Origin of the sequence: Pseudomonas sp. LAIL14HWK12:I7 (assembly GCF_000483465.1) — a bacterium.
GTDB lineage: Bacteria > Pseudomonadota > Gammaproteobacteria > Pseudomonadales > Pseudomonadaceae > Aquipseudomonas > Aquipseudomonas kermanshahensis.
The window spans coordinates 1-25,190 of the sequence record NZ_AXYZ01000009.1 but is presented as its reverse complement, the minus strand read 5'-3'; the positions used below and the strand labels follow the sequence as shown (position 1 = coordinate 25,190).

Here is a 25,190-nt window from a genome sequence, read left to right as displayed (position 1 = left end):
TCTACCTCAGTTTCAGGGTTGCAAGGCCGACCAGCACCAGAATCACGGTGATGATCCAGAAACGGACGATCACCCGTGGCTCAGGCCAGCCCTTGAGTTCAAAGTGGTGGTGGATCGGCGCCATGCGGAACACACGCTTGCCGGTCAACTTGAAGGAGGCGACCTGGATCACCACCGACAGGGTCTCCACCACGAAGATGCCGCCCATGATGAACAGGACGATTTCCTGGCGAACGATCACCGCGATGGTGCCCAGCGCGGCGCCAAGCGCCAGCGCGCCAACGTCACCCATGAAGACTTGCGCCGGGTAAGTGTTGAACCACAGGAAGCCCAGGCCAGCGCCGATCAATGCGCCGCAGAACACGATCAGTTCCCCCGAACCCGGCACATACGGGATCAGCAGGTACTCAGCGAATTTCACGTTACCCGACAGGTAGCAGAAGATGCCCAATGCACCGCCCACCATGACCGTTGGCATGATGGCCAGGCCGTCGAGGCCATCGGTGAGGTTGACCGCGTTGCTGGAGCCGACGATGACGAAGTAGGTCAGAACGATGAAGCCAACGCCCAGCGGGATGGTGACATCCTTGATGAACGGCAGGATCAGTGTGGTTTCGACGCTGGTCGGGGCGGTCTTGTAAAGGAAGACCGCAGCAGCCAGGCCAAACACCGACTGCCAGAAGTACTTCCAGCGGCTTGGCAAGCCACGGGAGTTCTTTTCGATCACCTTACGGTAGTCATCGACCCAGCCGATGGCGCCAAACGCCAGGGTGACGATCAGCACGACCCACACGTAGCGGTTGGACAGGTCAGCCCACAGCAGGGTGCTGACGGCGATAGCAGACAGGATCAGCGCGCCGCCCATGGTGGGGGTGCCGGATTTGGACAAGTGCGATTGCGGGCCGTCGTTACGGACAGCCTGACCGATCTGGCGGATCTGCAGGGTACGGATCATCCAAGGGCCCAGCCACAGCGCCAGTGACAACGCGGTCAGTACACCCAGGATCCCGCGCAGGGACAGGTACTGGAAGACCGCGAAGCCTTTATGGAACTGTTGCAGATACTCAGCCAACAGCAGCAGCATTAATGTTTCTCCCCGCTTGAACCACACAAAGCCGCCACGACGTTTTCCATCGCAGCGCTACGCGAGCCCTTGATCAAGATTGTGGTGTCGCTGGCATTTTCGGCGCTAACCGCGTCGATCAGCTCAGCTTGAGTAGCGAAATGACGGCCATTGGCGCCGAACGCCTTGACCGCATGTGTCATGTTGGTACCCACTGCGTACAGGGCGTCGACCTTGCCACGCGCGTAGTCACCCACCTGACGGTGGCCTTCTTCCGCCCATTGGCCCAATTCGCCGATATCCCCGAGCACCAGGACGGTGCGGCCGGAAAAGCCGGCGAGTATATCAATGGCCGCGCACATGGAGGTGGGATTTGCGTTGTAACTGTCGTCGATCACGCGCACACCGTTCGGCGCGATCTGCGCCACGGTGCGGCCCTTGACCGGTTGCACGGCGTTCAGCCCGGCGGCGATGCCGCTCAGGCTCAGACCGACGGCATGGGCAGCGGCGGCGGCGGCCAGCGCGTTGCTGACGTTGTGCTCGCCCAGCACGTTGAGTTGCACGTCTACAGCTTCACCGGCGCCATGCAGCTTGAACGACGGGCAACCACGCGCATCACGACCAATGTCGGTGGCATGGAAATCGGCGCTAGCGTTAGTGCGGGCGAAGCTGATGACCGTGTGCGCCCCTGCACGTGCCTTCCAGATACCAAAGGCCTTGTCGTCCAGGTTGAGGATGGCCGTGCCGCCCTCGCCCAGGCCTTCGAGGATCTCGCCCTTGGCCTCGACGATTTTCTCAGGGCCGCCAAACTCACCCACGTGGGCGGTGCCGGCGTTATTGATGATGACCACCTGGGGCTGGGTCAGGCCGACGGTGTAGCGGATTTCACCGATGCGCGAAGCACCGAGCTCGATCACCGCCGCGCTGTGCTCCGGGGCAATTTCCAGCAGGGTCAACGGGGCACCGAGGTCGTTGTTCAGGTTGCCGCGCGTGGCATGCACCAGGCCACGGGTGCGCAGGATGCTGGCCAGCATTTCCTTGACCGTGGTCTTGCCGCTGGAGCCGGTGATGGCTACGACAGGCTTGTCGAACGCAGCACGGTTCAGCGCCCCGAGCTGGCCCAGGGCCAGACGGCAGTCGGCGACCAGTAACTGCGGCAGGTCGACATCGGCAACTTCGCGCTCGACCAGCGCGGCAACGGCGCCCTTGGCTTTTACATCGGCCAGGTAATCATGGCCATCGAAGCGTGGCCCCGTCAGCGCGACGAACAACTGCCCGGCAGTGACGCTGCGGCTGTCGATGCTGACGCCGTCGAAGCTGGCGTCGGCGCTGACCAGGCGAGCACTCAGTGCTGTGGTCAGCTGGCTGAGTGTCATGGCTTTAAGCATGTGGAGCCTCCCAGGCTGCAAGTGCCTTCTCGGCTTCGACCAGATCGGAGAAATCGTGGCGCTCGCCGCGAATCTCCTGGTAATCCTCGTGCCCCTTGCCGGCCAGGACGATGACGTCATCGGCTGCGGCAGTGGCGATCAGGTGGGCGATGGCTTCGCCGCGGCCAGCGACGAACTCGACGCTGTCTGGCTTGGCAAAACCAGGGCGGATATCGTCGAAGATCCGCAGTGGGTCTTCACTGCGCGGGTTGTCATCGGTAACCAGCACGCGGTCAGCCAGGCGCTCGGCCACACCGGCCATCAGCGGGCGCTTGCCACGGTCACGGTCGCCACCGCAGCCGAACAGGCACAGCAGCTTGCCGTGCGCATGTGGGCGCAGGGCCTCGAGTACTTTTTCCAGGGCATCCGGGGTGTGGGCGTAATCGACCACCACCAGCGGTTTGTCGCCGCCACCCAAGCGCTGCATGCGGCCAACCGGCCCTTGCAACTGCGGGGTGACCTTGAGAATTTCGTCCAGCGAATAATCCAGTGCCAGCAGCGTGGCCACGGCCGCGAGCATGTTGCTCAGGTTGAAGCGGCCAAGCAGCTGGCTGCGCAAAGTACGCTCACCCTGGGCGGTCACGAGGATTGCGCGCACGCCATCGTCATCGAAGGTGGCTTCACGGCAATACAGCGACGCTTCCGGGTTTTCCAGGCTGTAGCTGAGCAGCCGTGTCTCGATATGATCGGCACTCGGACGGCGGGCATACGCCAGCGCCAGGCGGCGGCCAAAATCGTCGTCCAGGTTGACCACCTGGCAGCGCAGGCTACGCCAGGCGAACAGCTTGGCCTTCGCGGCCTCATAGGCCTCCATGCTGCCGTGGTAATCCAGATGATCACGGGACAGGTTGGTCATGACCGCGATATCGAATTCCAGCGCGGCGACGCGCCCCTGCTCCAGGGCATGCGAGGACACCTCCATCGCCACGGCCTTGGCACCGCCCTTTTTCAGGTCGTAGAGCGTCGACTGCACCGCGATTGGGTCTGGCGTGGTCAGGCGGCCGCTCTGCAGCTCACCGTAGAAGCCGGTACCCAGGGTGCCGATCAGGCCGCAACGCTGGCCCAGCACGTCAAGCGCTTGGGCCACCAGTTGCGTGACACTGGTCTTGCCGTTGGTGCCGGTAACCCCGACCAGGTTCAACTGGCGGCTCGGTTCGCCATAGAAGCGACCGGCGATATCCGACAGCTGGGCGATCAGGCCCTTGACCGGAATCAGCGGCACGTCGGTGATCGGCAGCACGGTAGCGCCCTGCTCTTCGTAGGCAACGGCGGCAGCACGACGGGCCAAGGCATCGGCGATATGGTCGCGGCCATCGACCTTGGCACCCGGCACGGCCAGGAACAGGTCACCCGGACGCACGGCGCGGCTGTCCAGGGTCAGCTCGCGGATCAGCGGATCGCGGCTGGCGTGGGCGAAAAGCTTGCTCAATGGCATTGTCATCATCCACGCCCTCCCTTGGCGGTAGCTGCAGTGACTTGTGGTTGTGCGGTGGGTGGCGGCGGCAGGTTGTCTGGCGGCACGTTCATCAAACGCAGGGTGCCCGACATGACCTTGCTGAACACAGGCGCCGAAACCAGACCACCGAAGTAGCCGCCCTTGCTCGGTTCATCGATGACCACGACGATGGCGTAACGCGGATCGCTCATCGGGCCGAAGCCTGCGAACAGCGAGCGGTAGGCGTTTTCGGTGTAACCCTTGGAACCGACGGTCGCCTTACGCGCCGTACCGGACTTGCCACCCACGTGATAGAACGGCACCTGCGCACGGAATACCCCGCGCGGCGCCTCGATCACCTGCTGCAGCATGCCTTGGACGGTTTCGGCGGTTTCTTTCGGAATCGCCTGAACAGCCTCGGGCGCCTTGTCCACCTTGAGGATCGACAGCGGCACCATCTTGCCGTCGTTGGCCAGCGCCGCGTAGGCATGCACCAGTTGCAGAGCAGTCACCGATACGCCATAGCCATAGGACAGGGTCGCGGTCTCGGCCTTGCGCCACTCACGGTGGTTAGGCAGGTTGCCCACCCGCTCGCCCGGGAAGCCCAGGCCGGTGTATTGCCCCAGGCCAACCTGGGACATGACCCGGTAGATGGCCTCGCCGCCGATGTCGAAAGCGATCTTGCTCATGCCGACGTTAGAGGAGTTGATCAGGATGCCGGTCAGGTCGAGGATCGGGCCCTCGCTGCGAGAAACGTCCTTGATGGTGTAGCGGCCGATCTGCAGGCTGCCCGGGTAAACCTCGACCTTGTCGGTGGTTTTCCAGCGCCCGCTCTGCAGCGCCGCACTCATGGAGATCGGCTTGACGGTCGAACCTGGCTCGAACACGTCGATGATCGCCCGGTTACGCATCGCGGCAGGGAACATGCTGCGGCGGTTGTTCGGGTTGTAGGTCGGCTGGTTGACCATGGCCAGGACTTCACCGGTCTTGACGTCCATGATCACCAGGCTGCCGGCCTTGGCTTCCTGTTCGGCAATGGCGTTGCGCAGTTCGCGGGTGGCCAGGTATTGCAGGCGCAGGTCTATCGACAACGCCAAGGTCTTACCGGCCTTGGCGTTTTTGGTGACCTGAATGTCCTTGATCAGCCGGCCGCGCCGGTCCTTGATCACCTGTCGCTTGCCCGGCACGCCGGCCAGCCATTCGTCGTAGGCCAGCTCTACCCCTTCACGCCCGTGGTCATCAAGGTCGGTAAAGCCGACCATGTGCGCGGTGACATCACCGGCCGGGTAGAAGCGGCGGAATTCTTCCAGGCCATACACGCCCGGCACTTTCAGGTCGAGCACCTGCTGGCCCTGCTCCGGGGTCAGCCCGCGGACCAGGTAGATGAATTCCTTGTTGGCCTGTTGGGTCAGGCGCTCGGTCAACTGCTGGGCGTTTTGCCCCAATGCAGCCGCCAGCTGCGGCCAACGGTCCTTGGCGGCCTGCATTTCCTTGGGGTTGGCCCACAGGGTGGTGACCGGCGTGCTGACCGCCAACGGCTCGCCGTTGCGGTCGGTGATCAGGCCACGGTGCGCAGGAATCGGAATATGCCGCAGGCTGCGGGCGTCACCCTGGCCCTTGAGGAAGTCACGGTCGACGACCTGCAGGTCGATGATGCGCCAGCAGATGGCACCCACCATCAGTGCCAGCAAACCGATCACTACCCGGAAGCGCCAGGGGTAGAGTGCGCCTTCGAGCTTCATCATGGCGCCACCATCCGCACTTCGTCAGCCGCAGGGACGCGCATTTTCAATTGCTCGGAAGCGAGGCTCTCGATACGGCTGTGGGCGGTCCAGGTGCTTTGCTCAAGGATCAAGCGCCCCCACTCAGCCTGGGCCTTGTCGCGCTCGCTCAATTCGCCGTACAGGGTATTGAGCAACTGACGGTTCCAGTGGGCGCTGTAGGACACGGCGATGGCCGAAACCAGGACACCGACGAACAGCAGAAGCATCAGGAAGCTTCCGCCTGGCAATGGCTTGGCAAACAGCCTGCTCACCGCAGCTTCTCCGCCACCCGCATCACGGCGCTGCGCGACCGCGGGTTGGCCTTGAGCTCAGCCTCGGACGCGAACTGCGCCTTGCCGATGAGCTTGATTTTCGGTTCAAAGACCTTGTGCTGTACCGGCAGGTTGCGCGGCAGGTTGTCTGCCTCGCCCTTGACCAGCTTGCGCATGAACAATTTGACGATGCGGTCTTCGAGCGAGTGGAAGCTGATGACCGCCAGGCGACCACCGATTTCCAGCGCATCAAGCGCGGCCTCCAGCCCAGCCTCAAGGTCACCCAACTCGTTGTTGACGTGGATGCGCAGGCCTTGGAAGGCGCGGGTGGCCGGGTTCTTGCCCTTTTCCCACGCCGGGTTGGCGACCTTGAGCACTTCGGCCAGGTCGGCAGTACGGGTGAAGGGCTGCTTTTCGCGGCGTTCCACGACGGCGCGCGCCATGCGCCCGGCAAAACGCTCCTCACCGTACTCTTTGAATACGCGGGCAATTTCTTCCACGGGTGCGGTAGCGATGAACTCGGCAGCGCTGATGCCCTGGTCAGGGTTCATGCGCATGTCCAGCGGGCCATCGTTGAGGAAACTGAAGCCGCGCTCAGGATCATCCAGCTGCGGCGAGGAAACGCCCAGGTCAAGCAGGATACCGCTGACCTTGCCAGCCAGGCCGCGTTCGGCCACTTCCGCGCCCAACTCGGCAAAGCTGCGCTGCACAATGACAAAGCGGCCGTCTTCGGCCGCCAGCGCTTGCCCTGTGGCAATCGCCTGTGGATCTTTGTCGAAGCCCAGCAGCCGCCCTTGCGGCCCGAGCTTGCTGAGGATCAGACGGCTGTGTCCGCCACGGCCAAAGGTGCCGTCCAGATAGCAACCGTCGGCGCGCAGGGCCAATGCCTCGACAGCTTCGTCGAGCAGGACGGTAATGTGGTTGAAGCCGCTATCTATGGTCACAGGATCAGGTCACGCAATTCGTCGGGCATGGCGCCCGGTTGTTGAATAGCTGCAAGGTCGGCTGCCGAAACCGCGTTCCAGGCATCCTCATCCCACAGCTGGAATTTGTTCAGTTGCCCCACCAGCATCGCCTTCTTGTCGAGCTTGGCGTACTCACGCAGGCGGGGCGGTACCAGGAAACGCCCACTGCCATCGAGCTCCAGGTCAACCGCATTACCGATCAGCAAACGCTGCAGGCGGCGGTTTTCCTCACGCAACGACGGCAAGGCACGCAACTTGGCTTCTATCTGTTCCCACTCATCGAGGGGGTAGACACACAAGCAGGGGTCTACAGCATCGATGGTCACGATCAGCTGACCATTGCAACGCGAATCGAGCTCGTCGCGGTACCGGCTCGGCATGGCGAGACGGCCTTTGGCATCGAGGCTGACGGCGTTGGCTCCGCGGAACACGGCTGCGATTCCCCACAATGGTAGCTTTTTTGTGCCAGAAAACCCACTTCATCCCACTTTCTGCCACTTGCGCACACTATAGGAATCCGCCCGCTGCACCGTCAAGGCACGTTCATAAGGAAAAGCCTTACAGGACCGAGATTTAGCGCGATAAAGGAATGTGGAAAGAGTTCAGGCGGGAAAAAAACACGAGAAAAATCAAACCCACGCAAGCGTATGGAGTTCGAAGTTAAAGTGATTTATTAAGAGTAAGATTTTTTCGGTATTACCAGAGCGCGCCTGCTATCGATTCAAGCAGGGAGGGAGAGGTGGAGAGTCGATCTGTAAGCCGGGTTTTGTCGAGGACAGTCATTCCTCTACGACGGCCATCACTGGACGCCTCTAGCAACCTACCCGGTTCCGACGCGGGCCACGCCTAATGGAACCCTATTTGGTCTTGCTCCGAGTGGGGTTTACCTAGCCACGAACTGTTGCCAGTCGCGCGGTGCGCTCTTACCGCACCTTTTCACCCTTACCGGCACCGAAGTGCTTAGGCGGTTATTTTCTGTGGCACTTTCCGTAGGCTCACGCCTCCCAGGCATTACCTGGCACTCTGCCCTATGGAGCCCGGACTTTCCTCCCCCTGCCGTTTCGCAACAAAAGCTGCGGAACAAAAGCAGGCAGCGACTGTCCAATCGACTCTCCGCTGACAAGGTTAACGGCAGCCGCGCTCAAGAACAAGCGATACCGTAAACTATATCAAATTGCCACTACTGTGCTTTCTGCTTTTCCAAGGCAAGTTGATACAACAGGTTCTTACGTACGCCGGTAATTTCCGCCGCAAGTGCCGCCGCCCGTTTGAGCGGCAACTCCGCTAACAGCAAGTCCAGCACACGCTGCGCCTCGACACTGATGGCCTGCTCGCCCTCAGGCGCACTCCAGCCGCCCACCAATACAACGCACTCTCCGCGCTGCTGATTGCTATCGGCCGCGACAAAAGCACGCAACTCGGCCAAGGGCAGCCCTTTGAGGGTTTCGAAGGTTTTGGTCAGCTCGCGCGCCAACAGCGCCGGGCGCTCAGCACCGAACACTGCCTCCATGTCTTCGAGGCACTCGAGGATGCGGTGAGGGGCCTCATAGAAGATCAACGTACGTGGCTCTTCCTTCACCTGCTCCAGCCGTGCCCGGCGCCCCGCCGTCTTCGCCGGCAAAAAACCTTCGAAGATGAAACGGTCGGAGGGCAGGCCCGCCGCAGAAAGCGCGGCGATCAACGCGCACGCACCGGGCACTGGCACCACATTCACACCCGCCGCCCGCGCCTGGCGCACCAGGTGGTAGCCAGGGTCGGAAATCAACGGCGTACCGGCGTCGGACACCAGCGCCACGTTGTCGCCGGCCAACAGTTTGGTCAGGAAACGCCCACCTTCGTCACGCTCATTGTGCTCATGGCAGGCCGCCAGCGGTGTGTCGATACCGAAATGCTGCAGCAGGCGGATCGAGTGGCGCGTGTCCTCGGCCGCGATCAGGGCGACATCCGCCAGCACCTTCAGCGCCCTGGCGCTCATGTCGTCGAGGTTGCCGATGGGCGTTGCGACCACATACAGCGTACCCACGGTGGATTTCGAAGCCCCTGCCACATCAGTCACTGCGCACACCTGTCTTTCGGATCAAAGGCGCCATTGTAGCCCGAGCGCCCGCAACAGGGCGCAAAGAACTTCGCAGGCGTTCACCGGCCAGCCGCCTATAGTGAAGGATCAGCATCAGCAACATCGCGCCCCGGCCAGTGCTTGGGTACAATTGCCGGCCAACTTGATCGAGTAACAGGACCTTTACATGATCGCTTGCCTGCGGCTGCTCTCAGCCCTCTGCCTCGCTACCCTGCTGGCAGCCTGCGCCAGCTCGCCCTCATCCAGCCTGGGCGAGCTGCCGCGCACTCCGGACGCCAGTATCGAGCAACTGCTCGAAAAGGCCGCCTCCAGCAAGTCCGCGGAAGACGCCGCCCTGCTGCGCCTGAGCGCCGCAGACCTTGCGTACAAGCAGAAGGACTACCCGCGCGCCGCACGCATTCTCGAGCAGGTCCCGATGGACACGCTCAAGCCCGCCCAGCAAGTGTTCGCCAGCACCCTTGGCGCCGAGCTGGCGATGAGCCGCAACCAGCCCAAAGCGGCGCTGAGCGCGCTGTCGCACCCCAGCCTGCAGCGCGTTGGCGAACTGCCGGTAGAACAGCAAGCACGCACCTACAGCGTCCACGCGGCCGCCCTTGAAGCCGATGGCCAGTCGCTGGCAGCGGCACAACAGCGCATCCTGCTCGCCCCGCTGCTCAGCGGCCAGGCCGCCAGCGCCAACAATGACGCCATCTGGGCACTGGTCGCCGCATTGCCGGCAGAGCAGTTGCAGCAGCCCGCCACCGACCCGGTCCTGGCCGGCTGGACCAGCCTGGCCCTGGCGGTGAAAACCGCCGGCACCCTGGAGCAACAGCAAGCCGCCATCGATGCCTGGCGCAAACAGCACCCGGACCACCCAGGCGCCCAGCAACTGCCGGTGGCACTGGTCAAGCTCAAGGAGCTGGCCAGCCAACCATTGACCAAGATCGCCCTGCTGCTGCCCCAGGAAGGGCCTTTGGCGGGTGTCGCCCGCGCGCTGCGCGATGGTTTCATGGCCGCTCACTTCCAGGCCCAGCAGTCGGGCCAACCGGCGCCAGCCGTGCAGGTATTCGACAGCTCGCGCATCACCTCGCTGGACGACTTCTACCGCCAGGCCCAGGCCGCTGGGGTGCAACTTGTAGTCGGCCCACTGGAAAAGCCCCTGGTGAAGAAGCTCGCTGCTAATCAGCAGTTGCCAATCACCACACTGGCACTGAACTACGCAGACGCCGGCCAAACAGCCCCGCCGCAACTCTTCCAGTTCGGCCTCGCCGCTGAAGACGAAGCCCGTGAAGTCTCGCGCCGCGCCCGCGCCGACGGCAAGGTACGTGCCGTTGCCTTGGTGCCAAGCGGTGAATGGGGCGACCGCGTGCTCGCCGCTTTCCGCAAAGACTGGGAAAGCAACGGCGGCACCCTGCTCGCCGCCGAGCGCATCGCTCAGCCGGTCGCCCTGGCCCAGCAAATTGCCGACCTGTTCCAACTGCGCCAAAGCGAAGGCCGCGCCAAGAGCCTGCAAAGCACGGTAGGCGGCAACATCGCCGCGCAGCCATCGCGCCGCCAGGACATTGACTTCATCTTCCTCGCCTCGACGCCGCAGCAGGCCCAGCAGATCAAGCCGACGCTGAACTTCCAGTACGCGGGCGACGTGCCGGTCTACGCCACCTCGAACCTGTACAGCGCCAGCGGTGACGTCAACCAGTACAACGACATGAACGGCATTCGCTTCTGCGAAACACCGTGGCTGCTCGACACCAGCAACAGCCTGCGCCAGCAAGTGGTCCAGCAATGGCCACAAGCAGCCGGCAGCCTCGGCCGCCTGTACGCCATGGGTGTGGATGCCTACAGCTTGGCACCCCGCCTGGGCCAGCTGAAAGCCCTGCCGGATAACCGCATCCAGGGCCTGTCCGGCAGCCTGAGCATGAACGCCAACCAGCGCATCGAACGTCAACTGCCGTGGGCCGAGTTCGCAGGTGGCCAGGTCAAGCGCCTGCCAGACACCGCCCGCTGATGCCCGACGCATCGCCTACCCAGGCCGGCCATGCAGCCGAAAACCAAGCCCTTGAGTACCTCCAAGGGCAAGGTTTGCAGCTGCTGACACGCAATTGGCGATGCAAAGGCGGTGAGCTTGATCTGGTCATGCTCGACGCCGATACAGTAGTATTCGTCGAAGTCCGCTACCGGCTGCACGCGAGCTTCGGTGGCGCCCTCGGCAGTATCGACGGGCGCAAGCAGAAACGGCTGGTGCTGGCTGCCAGCCTTTTCCTGCAGAAGGAATGCCGCTGGGCCACACACCCCTGCCGCTTCGACGTTGTCGCCCTGCAGGGCAGCCACCACGCAGGCAGACCGCTTCAATGGCTGAAAAACGCCTTCGAATGCTGAACCCACTTCATATTTTTTGCTCTATGTTTCGCGGGCTGGTCGTTGATGCGCGCAGCAAAGGCCACCGCCCCACTTAAGGTCACCAGATGGACATGCAATCCCGAATTCGCCGGCTGTTCCAGGCCAGCATCGATACCAAGCAACAGGCAATGGACATCCTGGCACCGCACATCGAGCAGGCCAGCCTGGTCATGGTCAATGCGCTTCTCAACGAGGGCAAGATGCTCGCCTGCGGCAACGGCGGCTCGGCCGGCGATGCCCAGCACTTCTCGTCAGAGCTGCTCAACCGCTTCGAGCGCGAGCGCCCGAGCCTGCCGGCCATCGCATTGACAACCGACAGCTCGACGCTGACCTCGATTGCCAATGACTACAGCTACAACGAAGTCTTTTCCAAACAGATTCGCGCCCTGGGCCAGCCCGGCGATGTGTTGCTGGCGATTTCCACCAGCGGCAACTCGGCCAACGTGATTCAAGCGATCCAGGCCGCACATGATCGCGAAATGATTGTCGTAGCATTGACTGGACGTGACGGTGGCGGCATGGCTTCGCTGCTGCTGCCCGAGGACGTGGAAATCCGCGTGCCCTCGACAGTCACCGCGCGTATCCAGGAAGTCCACCTGCTGGCGATCCACTGCCTGTGCGACCTGATCGACAGCCAACTGTTCGGGAGTGAAGAATGACCCCTATGCGCCTCGGCCTGATGGCCCTGACCCTGTGCCTGAGCGTTACCGGCTGCAGCTCGGTGCTGACCTCCACCCGCAATTCGCCAATCGAGGACGATCGCGGCACGCGCACCATTGGCAGCAAGATCGATGACTCGCTGATCGAAACCAAGGCTGCGGTGAATATTTCCAAGGCCAGCCCAGACCTGGACAAGGGCTCGCACATCGTTGTCAGCAGCTACAACGGTATTGTCCTGCTCGCCGGCCAAACCCCGCGCGCCGACCTCAAGAGCCTGGCCGAGCAGACTGCAGGCCAAGTGCAGCGCGTGAAGAAGGTGCACAACGAACTGCAGGTGATGCAGCCGTCCTCCATCCTCGCGCGCAACAACGACGCCTGGCTGACCACCAAGATCAAGACCCAGATGCTGACCGACAACGCCGTGCCAAGCTCGCGCATCAAGGTGATTACCGAAAACGGTATCGTCTACCTGCTCGGCCTGGTGACCCAGCAAGAGGCCAACGCCGCCACCGGCGTGGTCCAGAGCGTGTCGGGCGTGCAGAAGATCGTCAAGCTGTTCGAGTACATCGACTGATTCATTGGCCTGTTCCGATCTCATCGCCGGTAAGCCGGCTCTCGCAGGGTTCGTGGTTTACCTGTGGGAGCCGGCTTGCCGGCGATGAGGCGCATACAGGCCACCACAAAGCTTTACCCTTCAGAAATTCAGGAAACACCGCATGAAGAAGCTCCTGCTGCCTGCCCTGCTGATTGGCACCTTCGCCACCCTGGCCGGCTGCTCCCCCCCTAGCCTGATCACCCTGAACGACGGCCGCGAGTTCCAGGCCGTCGACGCGCCGCGCTACGAGAAGGCCACCGGCTTCTACGAGTTCCAGCAACTCGACGGCAAACGTACCCGCATCAACAAAGACCAGGTGCGCACCATCAGCGACCTGTAATCGAAGCTGCAAATAAAAAGGCGATCCGGTTGGATCGCCTTTTTTGTTACTTGACCACTTTGAGGCTCGGCCGGCCTGTCGGACGCGGCGGCTGGCCACCCCCTTCAGGTGGGCCGTCATCATCCGGCTCGACGTCGTCGTCTTCCAGCTCATCGCCTTCCAGCAACGACGGCTCCAGCTCGAAGACCATGCCCTGCCCGTTCTCACGGGCGTAGATACCGAGGATCGCACCAATCGGCACGAACAACGTGTGGGCGACGCCGCCGAAGCGGCCCTCGAAGCTCACCGCATCGTTATCCATGTGCAGGCTGCGCACGGCGCTCGGCGAGATATTCAGGACAATCTGACCATCACTGGCAAAACCTTGCGGCACCTGGACTGCCGGGAATTCGGCATTGACCAGCATATGGGGCGTGCAATCGTTGTCGACGATCCACTCGTACAGTGCTCGAACCAGATAGGGGCGACTGGAGTTCATCAACAGCTCCTTAAAGCTTGCGCATTTCACGTTCTACGGAGGACAGGCTCGCCATGAAAGGCTCGCGGGCGAACTGTCGCTCCATGTAATCCAGCAGCGGCTTGGCTTGCCGCGGCAATTCGATACCCATGACCGGCAAACGCCAGAGTATGGGCAATAGACAACAATCGACCAGGCTTTGCTCATCACTCATGAAGCAGGCGAACTCACCGAACAGCGGCGAGACACCGGTCAAGCTCTCTCGCAGCGCCTTGCGCGCCTCGGCCCGGGCAGCGTCAGTGCTGCGCGCGTCGAGCACGGTGTCCGCCAGGGCACACCAGTCGCGCTGAATGCGGTGTATGAGCAGGCGGCTGTTGCCACGCGCCACAGGGTACACCGGCATCAAGGGTGGATGCGGATAACGCTCTTCGAGGTATTCCATCACCACGGTCGACTCATACAACGCCAGGTCGCGGTCGACCAAGGTCGGCACGCTCCCATAGGGGTTCACCTCAACCAGCTTGGGCGGCAGACGGCCAGGATCGACGTCGACGATCTGCACGCTGATGCCTTTTTCGGCAAGAACGAGGCGTACCCGATGAGAATAGTGATCAGCGGGATCGGAATAGCAGGCTAACCTGTTGGTTGCGCCCATGTAGCGCCTCCTCGCACGAGATGCTCGTAAAACTCTAAATGAAAACGCGCCCGGGGTACCCTGGCAAATCTGCTAGGGCCCCCCGGGCGCGTTCAACTACCAGAAATTACTGCGTGATCAGTGCACGTCCTTCCAGTATTCACGCTTGAGCAAATAGGCGAATACGAAGAAGAAAGCCAGGTACAGCAACACATAGGTACCAATGCGCTGGCTTTCCAGTTTGACCGGGTTGGCCGAATAGGCCAGGAAGGTCACCAGGTTCTTGACCTTCTCGTCGAACTGCTCGGTCGTCAGGGTACCGGAATTCGGCGTGATGGTCAGCTGGTCGCACGCTTCATGGGTCAATGGGCTGCCCGTCAGCGGGTCAAACTGCTTCTTGCCATCGACCACACTCTGCACCTGCTTGCAGCCAACCACCTGGTTGCCCTGCAGGCCGACCAGTACGTTGGGCATGCCGACGTTAGGGAACACCTTGTTGTTCACCCCATAAGGACGCGACTTGTCCTCATAGAAGCTGCGCAGGTAGGTGTACAGCCAATCGGTACCCCGCACCCGGGCGACCAGGGTCAGGTCGGGTGGCGCGGCGCCGAACCAGGTCTTGGCATCGCTTGGCTTCATGCCGATGTTCATGTGGTCACCAATCTTGGCACCGGTGAACACTAGCTTTTCAAGCATCAGCTCGTGGGGGATACCCAGGTCATCGGCGACCCGCTCGTAGCGCTGGAACTTGGCGCTGTGGCAACCCATGCAATAGTTGGCAAAGGTACGCGCACCATCCTGCATGGCCGCTTTGTCGGTCAGGTCGATGTCGACCTTGTCCAGCTCCAGGCCGTGTTCCGCAGCGAAGGAAAAGGCAGGCATCACTGCCAGCAAAAATACTGCAATCAACTTTTTCATCAGCCAGTCACCCTTTCCGGAACCGGTTTGGTCTTCTCGAGCCTTGTGTAGAACGGCATCAGCAGGAAGTAGGCGAAGTACAGCACCGTGCACACCTGCGACAGCAAGGTGCGCCCTGGTGTCGGTGCCAGCACGCCCAATATGCCGAGGATGACGAAGGCCACGCAGAACACCAGCAGGAAGAGCTTGCTGATCCAGCCTTTGTAACGCATGGAGCGCACCGGGCTGCGGTCGAGCCAAGGCAACACGAACAGCACGGCGATGGCGGCACCCATGGCGATCACACCCATGAGCTTGTCAGGCACCGCACGCAAGATCGCGTAGAACGGCGTGAAGTACCACACCGGCGCAATGTGCTCAGGCGTCTTGAAGGCGTTCGCCTGCTCGAAGTTCGGTTTCTCCAGGAAGTAACCGCCCATTTCCGGGAAGAAGAACACCACGGCGCAGAACACGAAGAGGAACACGACCACGCCGACAATGTCCTTGACGGTGTAGTACGGGTGGAACGGAATGCCGTCCAGCGGGATACCGTTTTCGTCCTTTTTCTTCTTGATGTCGACGCCATCGGGGTTGTTCGAACCCACTTCATGCAAGGCCAGGATGTGCAGCACCACCAGGCCCAGGATGACGATCGGCAGGGCTACCACATGCAGGGCGAAGAAGCGGTTCAGGGTAATACCGGAAATCAGGTAGTCACCACGAATCCACTGGGTGAGGTCGTCGCCGATCACTGGAATCGCACCGAACAGCGAGATGATCACCTGGGCCCCCCAGTACGACATCTGCCCCCAAGGCAGCAGGTAGCCCATGAAGGCCTCTGCCATCAGCGCCAGGTAGATCAGCATGCCGAACAGCCAGACCAGCTCACGTGGCTTCTGGTAGGAGCCGTAGAGCAGCCCGCGGAACATGTGCAGGTAGACCACGATGAAGAACGCCGACGCGCCGGTGGAGTGCAGGTAGCGCAGGATCCAGCCGTATTCCACGTCACGCATGATGTACTCGACCGAGGCGAAGGCCTCTTCTGCCGAGGGCGTGAAGCTCATGGTCAGCCACACACCGGTGACGATCTGGTTGACCAACACCAGCAACGCCAGGGAGCCGAAGAAATACAGGAAGTTGAAGTTCTTGGGCGCGTAATACTTGCTCAGGTGGTCTTCCCACATCTTGGTGGCGGGGAAGCGCGCATCAATCCAGTCCATGAACTTGCTCATCATGCGTTCTCCTGATCGACGCCGATGACAATGATGTCGTCCGACTCATACGAGTGCGGCGGCACTGGCAGGTTGAGAGGCGCCGGCTGCGACTTGTAGACACGGCCAGCCAGGTCGTAGTGGGAACCGTGGCACGGGCAGAAATAGCCCCCTACCCACTTTGGCCCCAGGTCGGCGGGCGCCACTTCAGGGCGGAACGTCGGCGAGCAGCCCAGGTGGGTGCACAGGCCTACGAGAATGAGTATTTCCGGCTTGATCGAGCGCACCTGCGGGTCGACGTAGGTGGGTTGCACCGAGGCCTTCGACTCGGGGTCGGACAGGTCTGCGGTAATTTTCTTGAGGTTCCCGAGGATCTCCTCCGTTCGCCGTACGATGAACACAGGCTGGCCACGCCACTCGGCCACCATCTGCTGCCCGGCCTCGACCTTGGCGATATTCACCTTCACCGGTGCACCCGCGGCTTTCGCCTTGGCACTGGGAAACCATGACCCCACGAACGGTACCGCAGCCCCCACTGCCCCCGCTGCCCCGACCACAGAGGTCGCGGCTACGAGGAAGCGGCGCCGGCCTGCGTTGACGCCGTCATTGCTCATTCAGTCCTCTCCCATCAGCTTGCTTGGCCTGTTGGATCAGGCCTGTACTTAGGTAATGTCTGTGGCACTAAAAATTGGCCGCCATGGTAAGAAACAAATCCACACACTGACAAGGTGATTACCCGGTTGCGGGCTACAACCCTCGCTTTGCTTGATCTGCGTCTATGCGGTAAGCCGTCACGGACATGCTGACAGGTTAGTTCAAGACATAAAAAAAGCCCGGTTCCAAAGGAACCGGGCTTTTTCGACTGCCGAAGCGAAATTAACGCTTGGAGTACTGAGGACGCTTACGCGCTTTACGCAGACCCACTTTCTTACGCTCAACTTCACGAGCGTCGCGGGTGACGTAGCCAGCACGACGCAGAGCGCCACGCAGGGTTTCGTCGTATTCCATCAGAGCGCGGGTGATACCGTGACGGATCGCACCGGCTTGACCGCTGACACCACCACCAGCAACGGTGACGTAGATGTCGAACTTCTCAACGGTCTCGGTCAGTTCCAGCGGCTGGCGAACAACCATGCGAGCGGTTTCGCGGCCGAAGAACACGTCCAGAGAACGGTTGTTGATGGAAATGTTACCAGTACCCGGACGCAGGAAAACGCGAGCGGTTGCGGTCTTGCGACGGCCAGTGCCGTAATTTTGAGTCGCCGACATAATGAACTATCCCGTTAGATCTTCAGTTCTTGAGGCTGCTGAGCAGTGTGTGGGTGAGCAGCACCCGCGTACACTTTCAGCTTACGGTACATGTCGCGACCCAGCGGGTTCTTCGGCAGCATGCCTTTGACCGCGGTTTCGATAACACGCTCAGGGGCCTTGGCGATCAACTTCTCGAAGTTGATTTCCTTGATACCGCCTGGGAAGCCGGAGTGGGAGTAGTACATTTTGTCGGAAGACTTGGCGCCAGTTACACGGATTTGCTCGGCGTTGATGACGACGATGTAGTCGCCGGTGTCAACGTGAGGGGTGTATTCTGGTTTGTGTTTGCCACGCAGACGGCTAGCGATTTCGGTAGCCAGACGACCCAGGGTCTGGCCAGCGGCGTCGACTACGAACCACTCGCGCTTTACTGTTTCCGGTTTAGCAGTAAAAGTTTTCATTCTCTAAAGCCTCAGAGGCCGCCCAGCGAAAAATAGACGGCGAATCTTACTGGATAGTGCACAGCTTGCCAAGGGCAAGCGCGCAGCCGAACACAGACGCTTTTGGGGGCTCGGGTCGGGCACGCCAATGTTCGACGGGGTTCTTCCTGCGTGGTGGTGCATCACTTCCGCCACACGGAGAGGTGCCGAATTATCCAGATTGCGCGAAAAATTTCAACCTGCTTTTATGGGCTTCTTTACCAAGGAGAGTTTTCCCGATGGAATACCGCCAGCTCGGCCGTACCGATCTCAACGTCAGCGCCCTGTGCCTGGGCACCATGACCTGGGGCGAACAGAACGTTCAGGACGAGGCCTTCAAGCAGATTGCGATGGCCAAGGCCGCCGGGGTCAACTTCATCGACACCGCCGAAATGTACCCGGTGCCACCGCGCCCAGAGACCTATGCCGCCACCGAGCGCATCATCGGCAACTGGTTCCGCGAGCAGGGTGATCGCGACGACTGGATCCTGGCCAGCAAGGTCGCAGGCCCCGGCAACGGCATCAGCCACATCCGTGATGGCCAGCTCAAGCACAACCGCCAGCACATCGTCGCGGCGCTGGACGAAAGCCTGAAACGCCTGCAAACCGACCGCATCGACCTGTACCAGCTGCACTGGCCGGAGCGCAGCACCAACTTCTTCGGCAAGCTGGGCTATCAGCACCTGCCACAGGACCACTTCACCCCACTGGAAGAGACCCTCGAAGTGCTCGACGAGCAGGTGCGCGCGGGCAAGATCCGCCACATTGGCCTGTCCAACGAAACGCCGTGGGGCACCATGAAGTTCCTGCAACTGGCAGAAGCCCGCGGCTGGCCGCGCGCGGTGTCGATCCAGAACCCGTACAACCTGCTCAACCGCAGTTTCGAGGTGGGCCTGGCGGAAATCGCCATCCGTGAGCAATGCGGGCTGCTGGCTTATTCGCCGCTGGCCTTTGGCATGCTGTCGGGCAAATACGAGAACGGCGCCCGGCCAGAAAAAGGCCGCCTGACGCTGTTCAGCCGCTTCGCCCGCTACTCCAACCCGCAGACCGTGGCGGCCTGCAGCCGCTATGTGCAACTGGCCCAGGCACATGGGCTGGACCCGGCGCAGATGGCCCTGGCGTTCGTCACACGCCAGCCGTTCGTGACCAGCAACATTATCGGTGCGACTAGCGTCGAACAGCTCGAGAGCAACCTGGCGAGCCTGGACCTGAAGCTGAGCGATGAGCTGCTGGCGGCGATCGAGGCGATTCATCAGGACCAGCCTAACCCGGCGCCCTGAACCCAGTGCAACGCTGTCCCTTTCGCGGGTGAACTCGCGAAAGGGACCGTGCAATTCTGCGGGGTAGACACAATCGCCAAAAAATAAGACGATCCAGCCGGTGATTGACCACTCTACCCTATAAGAACAATGACAATGATGTTTACCCAACCCTCCGCGTCGCTGCGGCGCGTCAGCATCCTGGCCATTGACAAGGTGTTCGCTTCGACCTTGATGCAAGCCAAGGATTTCTTCCACCTCGCCAGCCTGCGGTACAGCAAGCAATTGGGCCTGGGCCTGCAGCCCATGTTCGAAATTGGCCTGGTGAGCCCAGACGGCCAGCCCGTGGACAGCTTCAGTAATGTCCAGCTGCCGGTAGACGGCGGCCTGAACGATGCCGATATCATCATCCTCCCAGCGTTCTGGGACGACTTCGACAACCTCATGCAGCGTTATCCACAGGTGTTGCCGTGGCTGCGTGAGCAACATGCCCGTGGCGCCGTGCTGTGCGCTGAAGCCTCTGGCGTGTTCTGGCTGGCCGAGTCCGGCCTGCTCGACGGCAAGGAGGCGACGACCTACTGGCGTTTCTTCGCCAATTTTGCCGAGCGTTTTCCAAAAATCCGCCTGAACCAGGACAAGCACCTGACCGATGCCGACAATATCTATTGCGCGGGCGGTGCGACGTCGGCCTGTGACCTGTATATCTACCTGATCGAGCGCTTCTGCGGTGCCAACGTGGCCCGCGCCGTGGCCCGCGACATCCTTTACGAAGTGCAGCGCAACTACACCCCGGGGCGCATGGGTTTTGGTGGGCAGAAACTGCACCAGGACCTGATCATTCTGCAGATCCAGCATTGGCTGGAAGAGCACTTCGCCGACAAGTTCCGCTTCGAGGACGTGGCCCGCAACCACGGCATGAGCATTCGCAACTTCATGCGGCGCTTCCAGGGCGCGACGGGCGACAAGCCGCTGCATTACCTGCAACGGCTACGGATCGAGACCGCCAAGGGCTTGTTGTCGAGCACGCGCAAGAGCATCAAGACCATCAGCTACGAAGTGGGCTACGACGATGCCAGCTTCTTTGCCCGGTTGTTCCGCCAGCACACGGAGTTGTCGCCGAACCAGTATCGGCAGCAGTTCATGCAAGAGGCTTGAGGCCTAGGGGGCCGCTACGCGCCCCATCGCAGGCAAGCCAGCTCCTACAGGGACCGCGCGGTACTTGTGGGAGCTGGCTTGCCAGCGATGGGCCGCAAAGCGGCCCCAGTATTCAAGGCTTGTGCGCGCGCGACAGGAACTCGTGCGACTGCATCTCCAGCAACCGGCTCAAGGTCCGCTGGAATTCAAAGCTCAACCGGCCACCGGTGTACAGGTCCTTCAACTCCACCTCAGCCGAAATGATCAGCTTGACGTTACGGTCGTAGAACTCGTCGACCATGTTGATGAACCGGCGGGCGATATCATCGGTGGCAACGCCCATCTGCTCGACATTACTCAGCAATACGGCATGGAAGATCTTGCCCAGCTCGATGTAGTCGTTCTGGCTACGCGGCCCGTCGCACAGGGCGCGGAAGTCGAACCAGGCGACGTCATCGCAGGTGCGCAGGGCGTTGATCGGGCGGTTCTCGATCATCAGCACGTCGTTCTCGACGGCCTGGGTGCACTCAGGGGTCAGGGCCTTGAAGCTGGCACGCATGCTCTGGTGTGCGGCGTCATTGAGCGGGAAGTGGAACAGTTCGGCTTGCTCCAGGTGACGCAAGCGATAGTCGACGCCACTGTCGACGTTCACCACGTCGGTGTACTGCTTGATCATGGCGATGGCGGGCAGGAAGCGCGCACGCTGCAGGCCGTCCTTGTACAGGCCGTCCGGCACGATGTTGGACGTCGCCACCAAGGACACGCCGTTCTTGAACAGCTCCTCCATCAAGGTGCCGAGGATCATCGCATCGGTAATGTCGGAGACGAAGAACTCGTCGAAGCAGATGACTTTGGCTTCGTCGCTGAAACGCTTGGCGATGAGGGTCAGCGGGTTTTTCTCGCCCTTGAGGGTTTTCATTTCCTCGTGCACGCGCTTCATGAAGCGGTGGAAGTGCGTCCGCATCTTCTGCTTGAACGGCAGCGCCTCGTAGAAGGTGTCGACCAGGTAGGTCTTGCCACGCCCTACCCCACCCCAGAAGTACAGGCCTTTGACCGGCGTCTGCTCTTTCTTGCCGAACAGTTTGCCGAACACGCCCGGCTTGTTGTTCTGCGCGTGCACCAGGTCGTCGTACAGGCGCTGCAAGTGACGCACCGCAGTCTCCTGCGCCGCATCATGGAAGAAGTCGGGACGTTTCAGATCTGCTTGGTATCGTTCTAGGGGCGTCATGATTTCGTTAGCGAGGCAACAAAAAACGGGCCGTCACTGTAGCGACAGGCCCGCTTAATGGCAATCAGACTTGCGTCAAACTGTCTCAGCCCTGCTGTGGCACCAGGGCCTCGTGCAGGCTTTGAACAGCCGCATCACGGGCTTCGGCCGTGTCGAACTGCGGCCCTTCAGCCACTTGCTCGCCATTCAGCCACAGGCTGAAGCTCAGCCCTTCAGCACGCACATCGGCTTCGCCACCTTGCTGCAGCTGCTTGCTTACAGCGCCAGCACTCTTGCCGTCGGCAAAGCTGCGCGACAGCAACAGTTGCTCGCCGTCGGCGGCCAGCAGGCGGAAGCGGAAGCTGCCATCCTCGTCACGGAAGCTGACGAAACGCGCGCTCTTGGCGGCCTTCTTCTTCACTTCGGTGTTGGCCTGCACGCTGCTGCGGAACGAACGCAGGCCCACGGCCTCGCGCAGCTGCTCGAGGAACGGCGTGGCGATCTTGCGGGCCTTGGCGGCGCCGGCCAACAGGATGTCTTCCAGGTCCGATGGACGCGAGATCAGTTGATGGTAGTGGTCGCGCTTCTCGGCCAGTTGCCCATCCAGCAGCTGGAACAGACGCTGCTTGGCGTCGCCCCAGCCAAGGCCCTGCAGCAGCTCTTCGCGGAACCCGGCGCATTGCTCCGGCGTCGAGAAGGCCTGGTACAGGGTGAACAGGTGCGAAGTGTCCGGGTCTTTCGCTTCGCCCGGCGCGCGCGAGTCGGTCACGATGCGCGAAATGGCGTCTTTCATGTCCTTGGCGCTGGTGAACAGCGGGATGGTGTTGTCGTAGCTCTTGGACATCTTGCGCCCGTCCAGGCCCGGCAACGTCGCCACGCTCTCTTCGATCACCGCCTCCGGCAGGGCGAAGAAGTCCTTGCCCTGGCCGAACAGGTGGTTGAAGCGCTGGCCAATGTCACGCGCCATTTCCACGTGCTGGATCTGGTCACGGCCGACCGGCACCTTGTGGGCGTTGAACATCAGGATGTCGGCGGCCATCAGCACCGGGTAGCTGAACAGCCCCATGGTCACGCCGGCGTCCGGGTCTTCACCGTTCTCGACGTTCTTGTCCACCGAGGCCTTGTAGGCGTGGGCACGGTTGAGCAGGCCCTTGGCAGCGACACAGGTCAGCAACCAGGTCAGTTCGGGGATTTCCGGGATGTCGGACTGGCGGTAGAAGGTCACCTTGTCCGGATCGAGGCCACCGGCCAGCCAGGTGGCAGCGATTTCCAGGCGCGAGCGCTGGATGCGCAGCGGGTCGTCGCACTTGATCAGGGCGTGGTAGTCGGCCAGGAAGTAGAACGAATCGGCACCGGGTTGTTGGCTGGCGCGGATCGCCGGGCGAATGGCGCCGGCGTAGTTGCCCAGGTGCGGGGTGCCGGTGGTGGTGATACCGGTAAGGATGCGCGTGGTCATGGGTGTTCGCTTATTCAGGCTTGGCTCAATTCGAAAGGCGCGGCAGCAGCAGATCCTTCAGATCGGTCAGCTTGCCATGGAAGAAGTGTCCGCATTCTGCCACTTTCAGCAGCTCATGGGGGCGCGACAGGGTGTCAGACCATTCGTAGACCAACTGCGGATCGACGACCTCGTCGCTGTCGGGCTGCACCAGGGTGATCGGGCAGCGCTGCGGCAACGGGAATTCGTCTGTCAGGCGCATCACCGCCGGGGCGATCATGAACAGGTGTTGCAACTCAACCCCAGCGCTTTCCAGGCGCCCTGCCAGGCTGGTCGCGACGAAACCACCGAACGAGAAGCCCATCAGCACCACCGGCAGCTCAGGGTGCTTCGCGCGCAACCAGGCGGCGGCCGCCTCGGCATCGGCTACCTCGCCCGCGCCCATATCATGGCTGCCGGCGCTTTGGCCGACACCCCGGTAGTTGAAGCGCAGGGTCACGTAACCGGCGTCACGCGCGGTGCGTTGCAACGTCGAAACCACCTTGTTGAGCATGGTGCCGCCCTGAACCGGGTTGGGGTGGCAGATCAGCACCACGCCGCGGGCATCGGCCACGTCCAGGTACAAGGCTTCCAACTGGCCACAAGGGCCATCGATGAACAAGGGGGTTTCGCGGACAAGCAAGGCACTACTCCGTGACCTCGGGAAGGGTCGATTCGTCTAGGTGAGGAATTCTGTTCTGATTTGCGATCGCTCGCGGTATACAGCGCAGGTCTGAGCCGTTAACGTAAAGCAAAGCCGTTTATAGAGGAAGGACTCGTGGAACTCTCGCTCCTTGTTTGGTTGTTGCCGACCCTGGCCCTGGTCATCGGCGTGGTGGTTGGTTTCGTCGTAGCCCGCCTGCTGCCCAATGCCGCGCCGAGCAGCACGCAACGTCAACTGGATGACATCCAGCAGCGTTTCGACAGCTACCAGAACGAAGTGGTCACCCACTTCAACAGCACCGCCGTACTGGTCAAGAAACTCACCCAGAGCTACCAGGATGTCCAGGATCACCTCGCCGATGGCGCCAACACCCTGGCCCTCGACGACGTCACCCGCCAGCGCCTGCTGGCCGCCCTGCACTCCGAAGCGGCCCAAGGCCCACGCGACCGTCTGACCCCGCCGAAGGACACCGCCGAAGTGCCACGCGACTACGCGCCAAAAACGCCGAACTCGCCGGGTATGCTCGATGAGAGCTACGGGCTCAAGCGTTGAGCTGATGCGTTGAAAAGGCCTCGAAAGAGGCCTTTTGTTTTTCTGAGGGGTGGAGAAAGGTTAAGCAAGGCAACAGAATCACCCAACGTGCTCAGAGCGTATTTCCAAGTGCCTGTCATCCAAGTATTACCGGACCCTGCATAAGCCCATCCAACCCAGGAGAACGCTTATGCTGACTCACCGACAACGCTCGTTTATTGCCACTGCCGAGGCCGTGGACGGTAGCTTGAACTTTCTCGACGAGTTGCTCGGCAAGCCTGCCGAATTCGTGACGCCTTCAATCACTATCCCAGCTAGAACTGAAAACATCGCGCCAGGCAGATTTGCATCTATATATGTCGACTTTCCACCCGAAGTGATACCTGGCAAGAAACAAGACAAGTCGAATTACTTGGGCCACCTACCAAGCGTCGTCGACGTCACGCCTTTGCAACTGTACTTTCGCTGCGTAGATGATGGCTATCGGCTGTTTGTTCGCTCCTCCGTTCGCTACAAGCACGCGCTTTATATTCATGAGGAACATTGCGTGTGCGCGTTGACCTCGCCATTCAATGGCGTCTATCCAACGCTGTTCGACTTGCTGGATACCAACGATACACCGATCACCTTCGACGACCTTGGGGACGAGGTTATCGTGCGCCTTACTCCGGCTGGCGAACGTGCGCCACTGATGCTGCACACGTTCAAAGATAATCCTTTCACCTATATTTGTACGCAGGGCCAGCGGCCTCTCGAGCTGCGCCTGCATATTCTGGAAAGAAACGCCGCCTACCTCAACGACCCTGATGAAGTGTGATCTCCTGGCAAGATCTGCTGGAGGCGTTCGCAGTGCTTCAGGTGAGGTCTTGAGCCGTGCTTCGCTGAATGGCCAGTCGTTTTTCCCCTCACGTTTTCTTACCCGTTTCTAGTGTGGTGTTTCAGAAATACCACTGAAAATCATCTACCCAGCGCTCGTGCCGCGCGAGCGACTGAGGCAAGGATGTCCTCGGCCTTCTTGT

Annotated in this window: 27 protein-coding genes and 1 other RNA gene; 9 read left to right on the top strand and 19 right to left on the bottom strand. The window is 61.3% G+C overall.

Features of this window, described 5'->3' with window-relative positions; all coding sequences use genetic code 11:
* Window position 1 precedes the first annotated feature (1 nt).
* From mraY to rsmI, 9 genes are all read right to left on the bottom strand, one after another.
* Window positions 2–1,084 (bottom strand): phospho-N-acetylmuramoyl-pentapeptide-transferase, encoded by a 1,083-nt coding sequence (gene mraY, locus D886_RS0111180; protein WP_027594013.1) that lies wholly within the window; start codon window positions 1,082–1,084, stop codon window positions 2–4.
* Window positions 1,084–2,451: a UDP-N-acetylmuramoyl-tripeptide--D-alanyl-D-alanine ligase gene (gene murF, locus D886_RS0111175; protein WP_027594012.1), complete on the bottom strand. Its 1,368-nt coding sequence runs from the start codon at window positions 2,449–2,451 to the stop codon at window positions 1,084–1,086. Before murF ends, mraY begins: the two co-directional genes overlap by 1 nt.
* Window positions 2,444–3,934, bottom strand: coding sequence for a UDP-N-acetylmuramoyl-L-alanyl-D-glutamate--2,6-diaminopimelate ligase (locus D886_RS0111170; RefSeq protein ID WP_177323890.1), 1,491 nt, complete (start codon window positions 3,932–3,934; stop codon window positions 2,444–2,446). Before D886_RS0111170 ends, murF begins: the two co-directional genes overlap by 8 nt.
* Window positions 3,931–5,667, bottom strand: coding sequence for a penicillin-binding protein 2 (locus D886_RS0111165; protein WP_177323892.1), 1,737 nt, complete (start codon window positions 5,665–5,667; stop codon window positions 3,931–3,933). Before D886_RS0111165 ends, D886_RS0111170 begins: the two co-directional genes overlap by 4 nt.
* Window positions 5,667–5,960 carry a cell division protein FtsL gene (gene ftsL, locus D886_RS0111160; protein WP_027594009.1) on the bottom strand — a complete coding sequence of 98 codons (294 nt, stop codon included), beginning with the start codon at window positions 5,958–5,960 and terminating at the stop codon, window positions 5,667–5,669. The genes D886_RS0111165 and ftsL overlap by 1 nt, the downstream gene beginning before the upstream one ends.
* Complete coding sequence (gene rsmH / locus D886_RS0111155) at window positions 5,957–6,904, bottom strand: 16S rRNA (cytosine(1402)-N(4))-methyltransferase RsmH (RefSeq protein WP_027594008.1); 948 nt, start codon at window positions 6,902–6,904, stop codon at window positions 5,957–5,959. The genes ftsL and rsmH overlap by 4 nt, the downstream gene beginning before the upstream one ends.
* Window positions 6,901–7,356: a division/cell wall cluster transcriptional repressor MraZ gene (gene mraZ / locus D886_RS0111150; protein WP_004575120.1), complete on the bottom strand. Its 456-nt coding sequence runs from the start codon at window positions 7,354–7,356 to the stop codon at window positions 6,901–6,903. The genes rsmH and mraZ overlap by 4 nt, the downstream gene beginning before the upstream one ends.
* Window positions 7,357–7,664: 308 nt before the next feature.
* Window positions 7,665–8,038, bottom strand: an RNA gene (gene rnpB, locus D886_RS27460) — RNase P RNA component class A.
* A 67-nt stretch (window positions 8,039–8,105) separates the two neighbouring features.
* The gene (gene rsmI / locus D886_RS0111145) at window positions 8,106–8,981 is read right to left on the bottom strand and encodes a 16S rRNA (cytidine(1402)-2'-O)-methyltransferase (RefSeq protein WP_027594007.1); all 876 of its coding nucleotides are present in this window, start codon (window positions 8,979–8,981) and stop codon (window positions 8,106–8,108) included.
* Between the two features lie 187 nt (window positions 8,982–9,168).
* On the opposite strand from rsmI, the gene D886_RS0111140 reads away from it, so the two are divergent.
* The 5 genes from D886_RS0111140 (at window position 9,169) to D886_RS0111120 (ending at window position 12,973) form a co-directional block, all read left to right on the top strand.
* On the top strand, window positions 9,169–10,986 hold the full coding sequence (locus D886_RS0111140) for a penicillin-binding protein activator (protein ID WP_027594006.1): 1,818 nt from the start codon (window positions 9,169–9,171) through the stop codon (window positions 10,984–10,986).
* On the top strand, window positions 10,986–11,357 hold the full coding sequence (locus D886_RS0111135) for a YraN family protein (RefSeq protein WP_027594005.1): 372 nt from the start codon (window positions 10,986–10,988) through the stop codon (window positions 11,355–11,357). Before D886_RS0111140 ends, D886_RS0111135 begins: the two co-directional genes overlap by 1 nt.
* Window positions 11,358–11,443: 86 nt before the next feature.
* The gene (locus D886_RS0111130) at window positions 11,444–12,037 is read left to right on the top strand and encodes a phosphoheptose isomerase (protein WP_012274070.1); all 594 of its coding nucleotides are present in this window, start codon (window positions 11,444–11,446) and stop codon (window positions 12,035–12,037) included.
* Window positions 12,034–12,612 (top strand): BON domain-containing protein, encoded by a 579-nt coding sequence (locus tag D886_RS0111125; RefSeq protein ID WP_027594004.1) that lies wholly within the window; start codon window positions 12,034–12,036, stop codon window positions 12,610–12,612. Before D886_RS0111130 ends, D886_RS0111125 begins: the two co-directional genes overlap by 4 nt.
* 142 nt (window positions 12,613–12,754) lie before the next feature.
* Window positions 12,755–12,973: a YgdI/YgdR family lipoprotein gene (locus D886_RS0111120; RefSeq protein WP_027594003.1), complete on the top strand. Its 219-nt coding sequence runs from the start codon at window positions 12,755–12,757 to the stop codon at window positions 12,971–12,973.
* A 46-nt stretch (window positions 12,974–13,019) separates the two neighbouring features.
* Here D886_RS0111120 and D886_RS0111115 read toward each other — a convergent pair whose 3' ends face one another.
* From D886_RS0111115 to rplM, 7 genes are all read right to left on the bottom strand, one after another.
* Entirely contained in the window at window positions 13,020–13,451 is a 432-nt protein-coding gene (locus tag D886_RS0111115) for a ClpXP protease specificity-enhancing factor (RefSeq protein ID WP_027594002.1), read from the bottom strand.
* Between the two features lie 10 nt (window positions 13,452–13,461).
* Complete coding sequence (locus D886_RS0111110) at window positions 13,462–14,085, bottom strand: glutathione S-transferase N-terminal domain-containing protein (protein ID WP_027594001.1); 624 nt, start codon at window positions 14,083–14,085, stop codon at window positions 13,462–13,464.
* A 117-nt stretch (window positions 14,086–14,202) separates the two neighbouring features.
* Window positions 14,203–14,982 carry a cytochrome c1 gene (locus D886_RS0111105; RefSeq protein WP_027594000.1) on the bottom strand — a complete coding sequence of 260 codons (780 nt, stop codon included), beginning with the start codon at window positions 14,980–14,982 and terminating at the stop codon, window positions 14,203–14,205.
* Window positions 14,982–16,193, bottom strand: coding sequence for a cytochrome bc complex cytochrome b subunit (locus tag D886_RS0111100; RefSeq protein WP_027593999.1), 1,212 nt, complete (start codon window positions 16,191–16,193; stop codon window positions 14,982–14,984). The genes D886_RS0111105 and D886_RS0111100 overlap by 1 nt, the downstream gene beginning before the upstream one ends.
* The gene (petA, locus tag D886_RS0111095) at window positions 16,193–16,786 is read right to left on the bottom strand and encodes a ubiquinol-cytochrome c reductase iron-sulfur subunit (protein ID WP_027593998.1); all 594 of its coding nucleotides are present in this window, start codon (window positions 16,784–16,786) and stop codon (window positions 16,193–16,195) included. Before petA ends, D886_RS0111100 begins: the two co-directional genes overlap by 1 nt.
* A gap of 262 nt (window positions 16,787–17,048) precedes the next feature.
* The gene (gene rpsI, locus D886_RS0111090) at window positions 17,049–17,441 is read right to left on the bottom strand and encodes a 30S ribosomal protein S9 (protein ID WP_009404633.1); all 393 of its coding nucleotides are present in this window, start codon (window positions 17,439–17,441) and stop codon (window positions 17,049–17,051) included.
* A gap of 14 nt (window positions 17,442–17,455) precedes the next feature.
* Window positions 17,456–17,884, bottom strand: a complete 429-nt coding sequence (gene rplM / locus D886_RS0111085; RefSeq protein WP_008097538.1) for a 50S ribosomal protein L13 — start codon at window positions 17,882–17,884, stop codon at window positions 17,456–17,458.
* Between the two features lie 257 nt (window positions 17,885–18,141).
* On the opposite strand from rplM, the gene D886_RS0111080 reads away from it, so the two are divergent.
* A complete protein-coding gene (locus tag D886_RS0111080) occupies window positions 18,142–19,182 on the top strand; it encodes an NADP(H)-dependent aldo-keto reductase (protein ID WP_027593997.1) in 1,041 nt (346 codons plus the stop codon).
* Window positions 19,183–19,395: 213 nt separating this feature from the next.
* Window positions 19,396–20,316 carry a GlxA family transcriptional regulator gene (locus D886_RS0111075; protein WP_172960431.1) on the top strand — a complete coding sequence of 307 codons (921 nt, stop codon included), beginning with the start codon at window positions 19,396–19,398 and terminating at the stop codon, window positions 20,314–20,316.
* 112 nt (window positions 20,317–20,428) lie between these two features.
* Here D886_RS0111075 and zapE read toward each other — a convergent pair whose 3' ends face one another.
* The 3 genes from zapE to D886_RS0111060 form a co-directional block, all read right to left on the bottom strand.
* Complete coding sequence (zapE, locus tag D886_RS0111070) at window positions 20,429–21,523, bottom strand: cell division protein ZapE (protein WP_027593995.1); 1,095 nt, start codon at window positions 21,521–21,523, stop codon at window positions 20,429–20,431.
* A gap of 85 nt (window positions 21,524–21,608) precedes the next feature.
* On the bottom strand, window positions 21,609–22,958 hold the full coding sequence (locus tag D886_RS0111065) for a tryptophan--tRNA ligase (protein WP_027593994.1): 1,350 nt from the start codon (window positions 22,956–22,958) through the stop codon (window positions 21,609–21,611).
* Window positions 22,959–22,983: 25 nt separating this feature from the next.
* The gene (locus D886_RS0111060) at window positions 22,984–23,619 is read right to left on the bottom strand and encodes an alpha/beta hydrolase (RefSeq protein WP_027593993.1); all 636 of its coding nucleotides are present in this window, start codon (window positions 23,617–23,619) and stop codon (window positions 22,984–22,986) included.
* 135 nt (window positions 23,620–23,754) lie between these two features.
* Here D886_RS0111060 and D886_RS0111055 point away from each other — a divergent pair, with 135 nt between their 5' ends.
* Both D886_RS0111055 and D886_RS0111050 read left to right on the top strand, forming a co-directional pair.
* The gene (locus tag D886_RS0111055) at window positions 23,755–24,192 is read left to right on the top strand and encodes a YhcB family protein (protein ID WP_027593992.1); all 438 of its coding nucleotides are present in this window, start codon (window positions 23,755–23,757) and stop codon (window positions 24,190–24,192) included.
* A gap of 169 nt (window positions 24,193–24,361) precedes the next feature.
* Entirely contained in the window at window positions 24,362–24,988 is a 627-nt protein-coding gene (locus D886_RS0111050; protein WP_027593991.1) for a hypothetical protein, read from the top strand.
* Window positions 24,989–25,190: the final 202 nt, after the last annotated feature.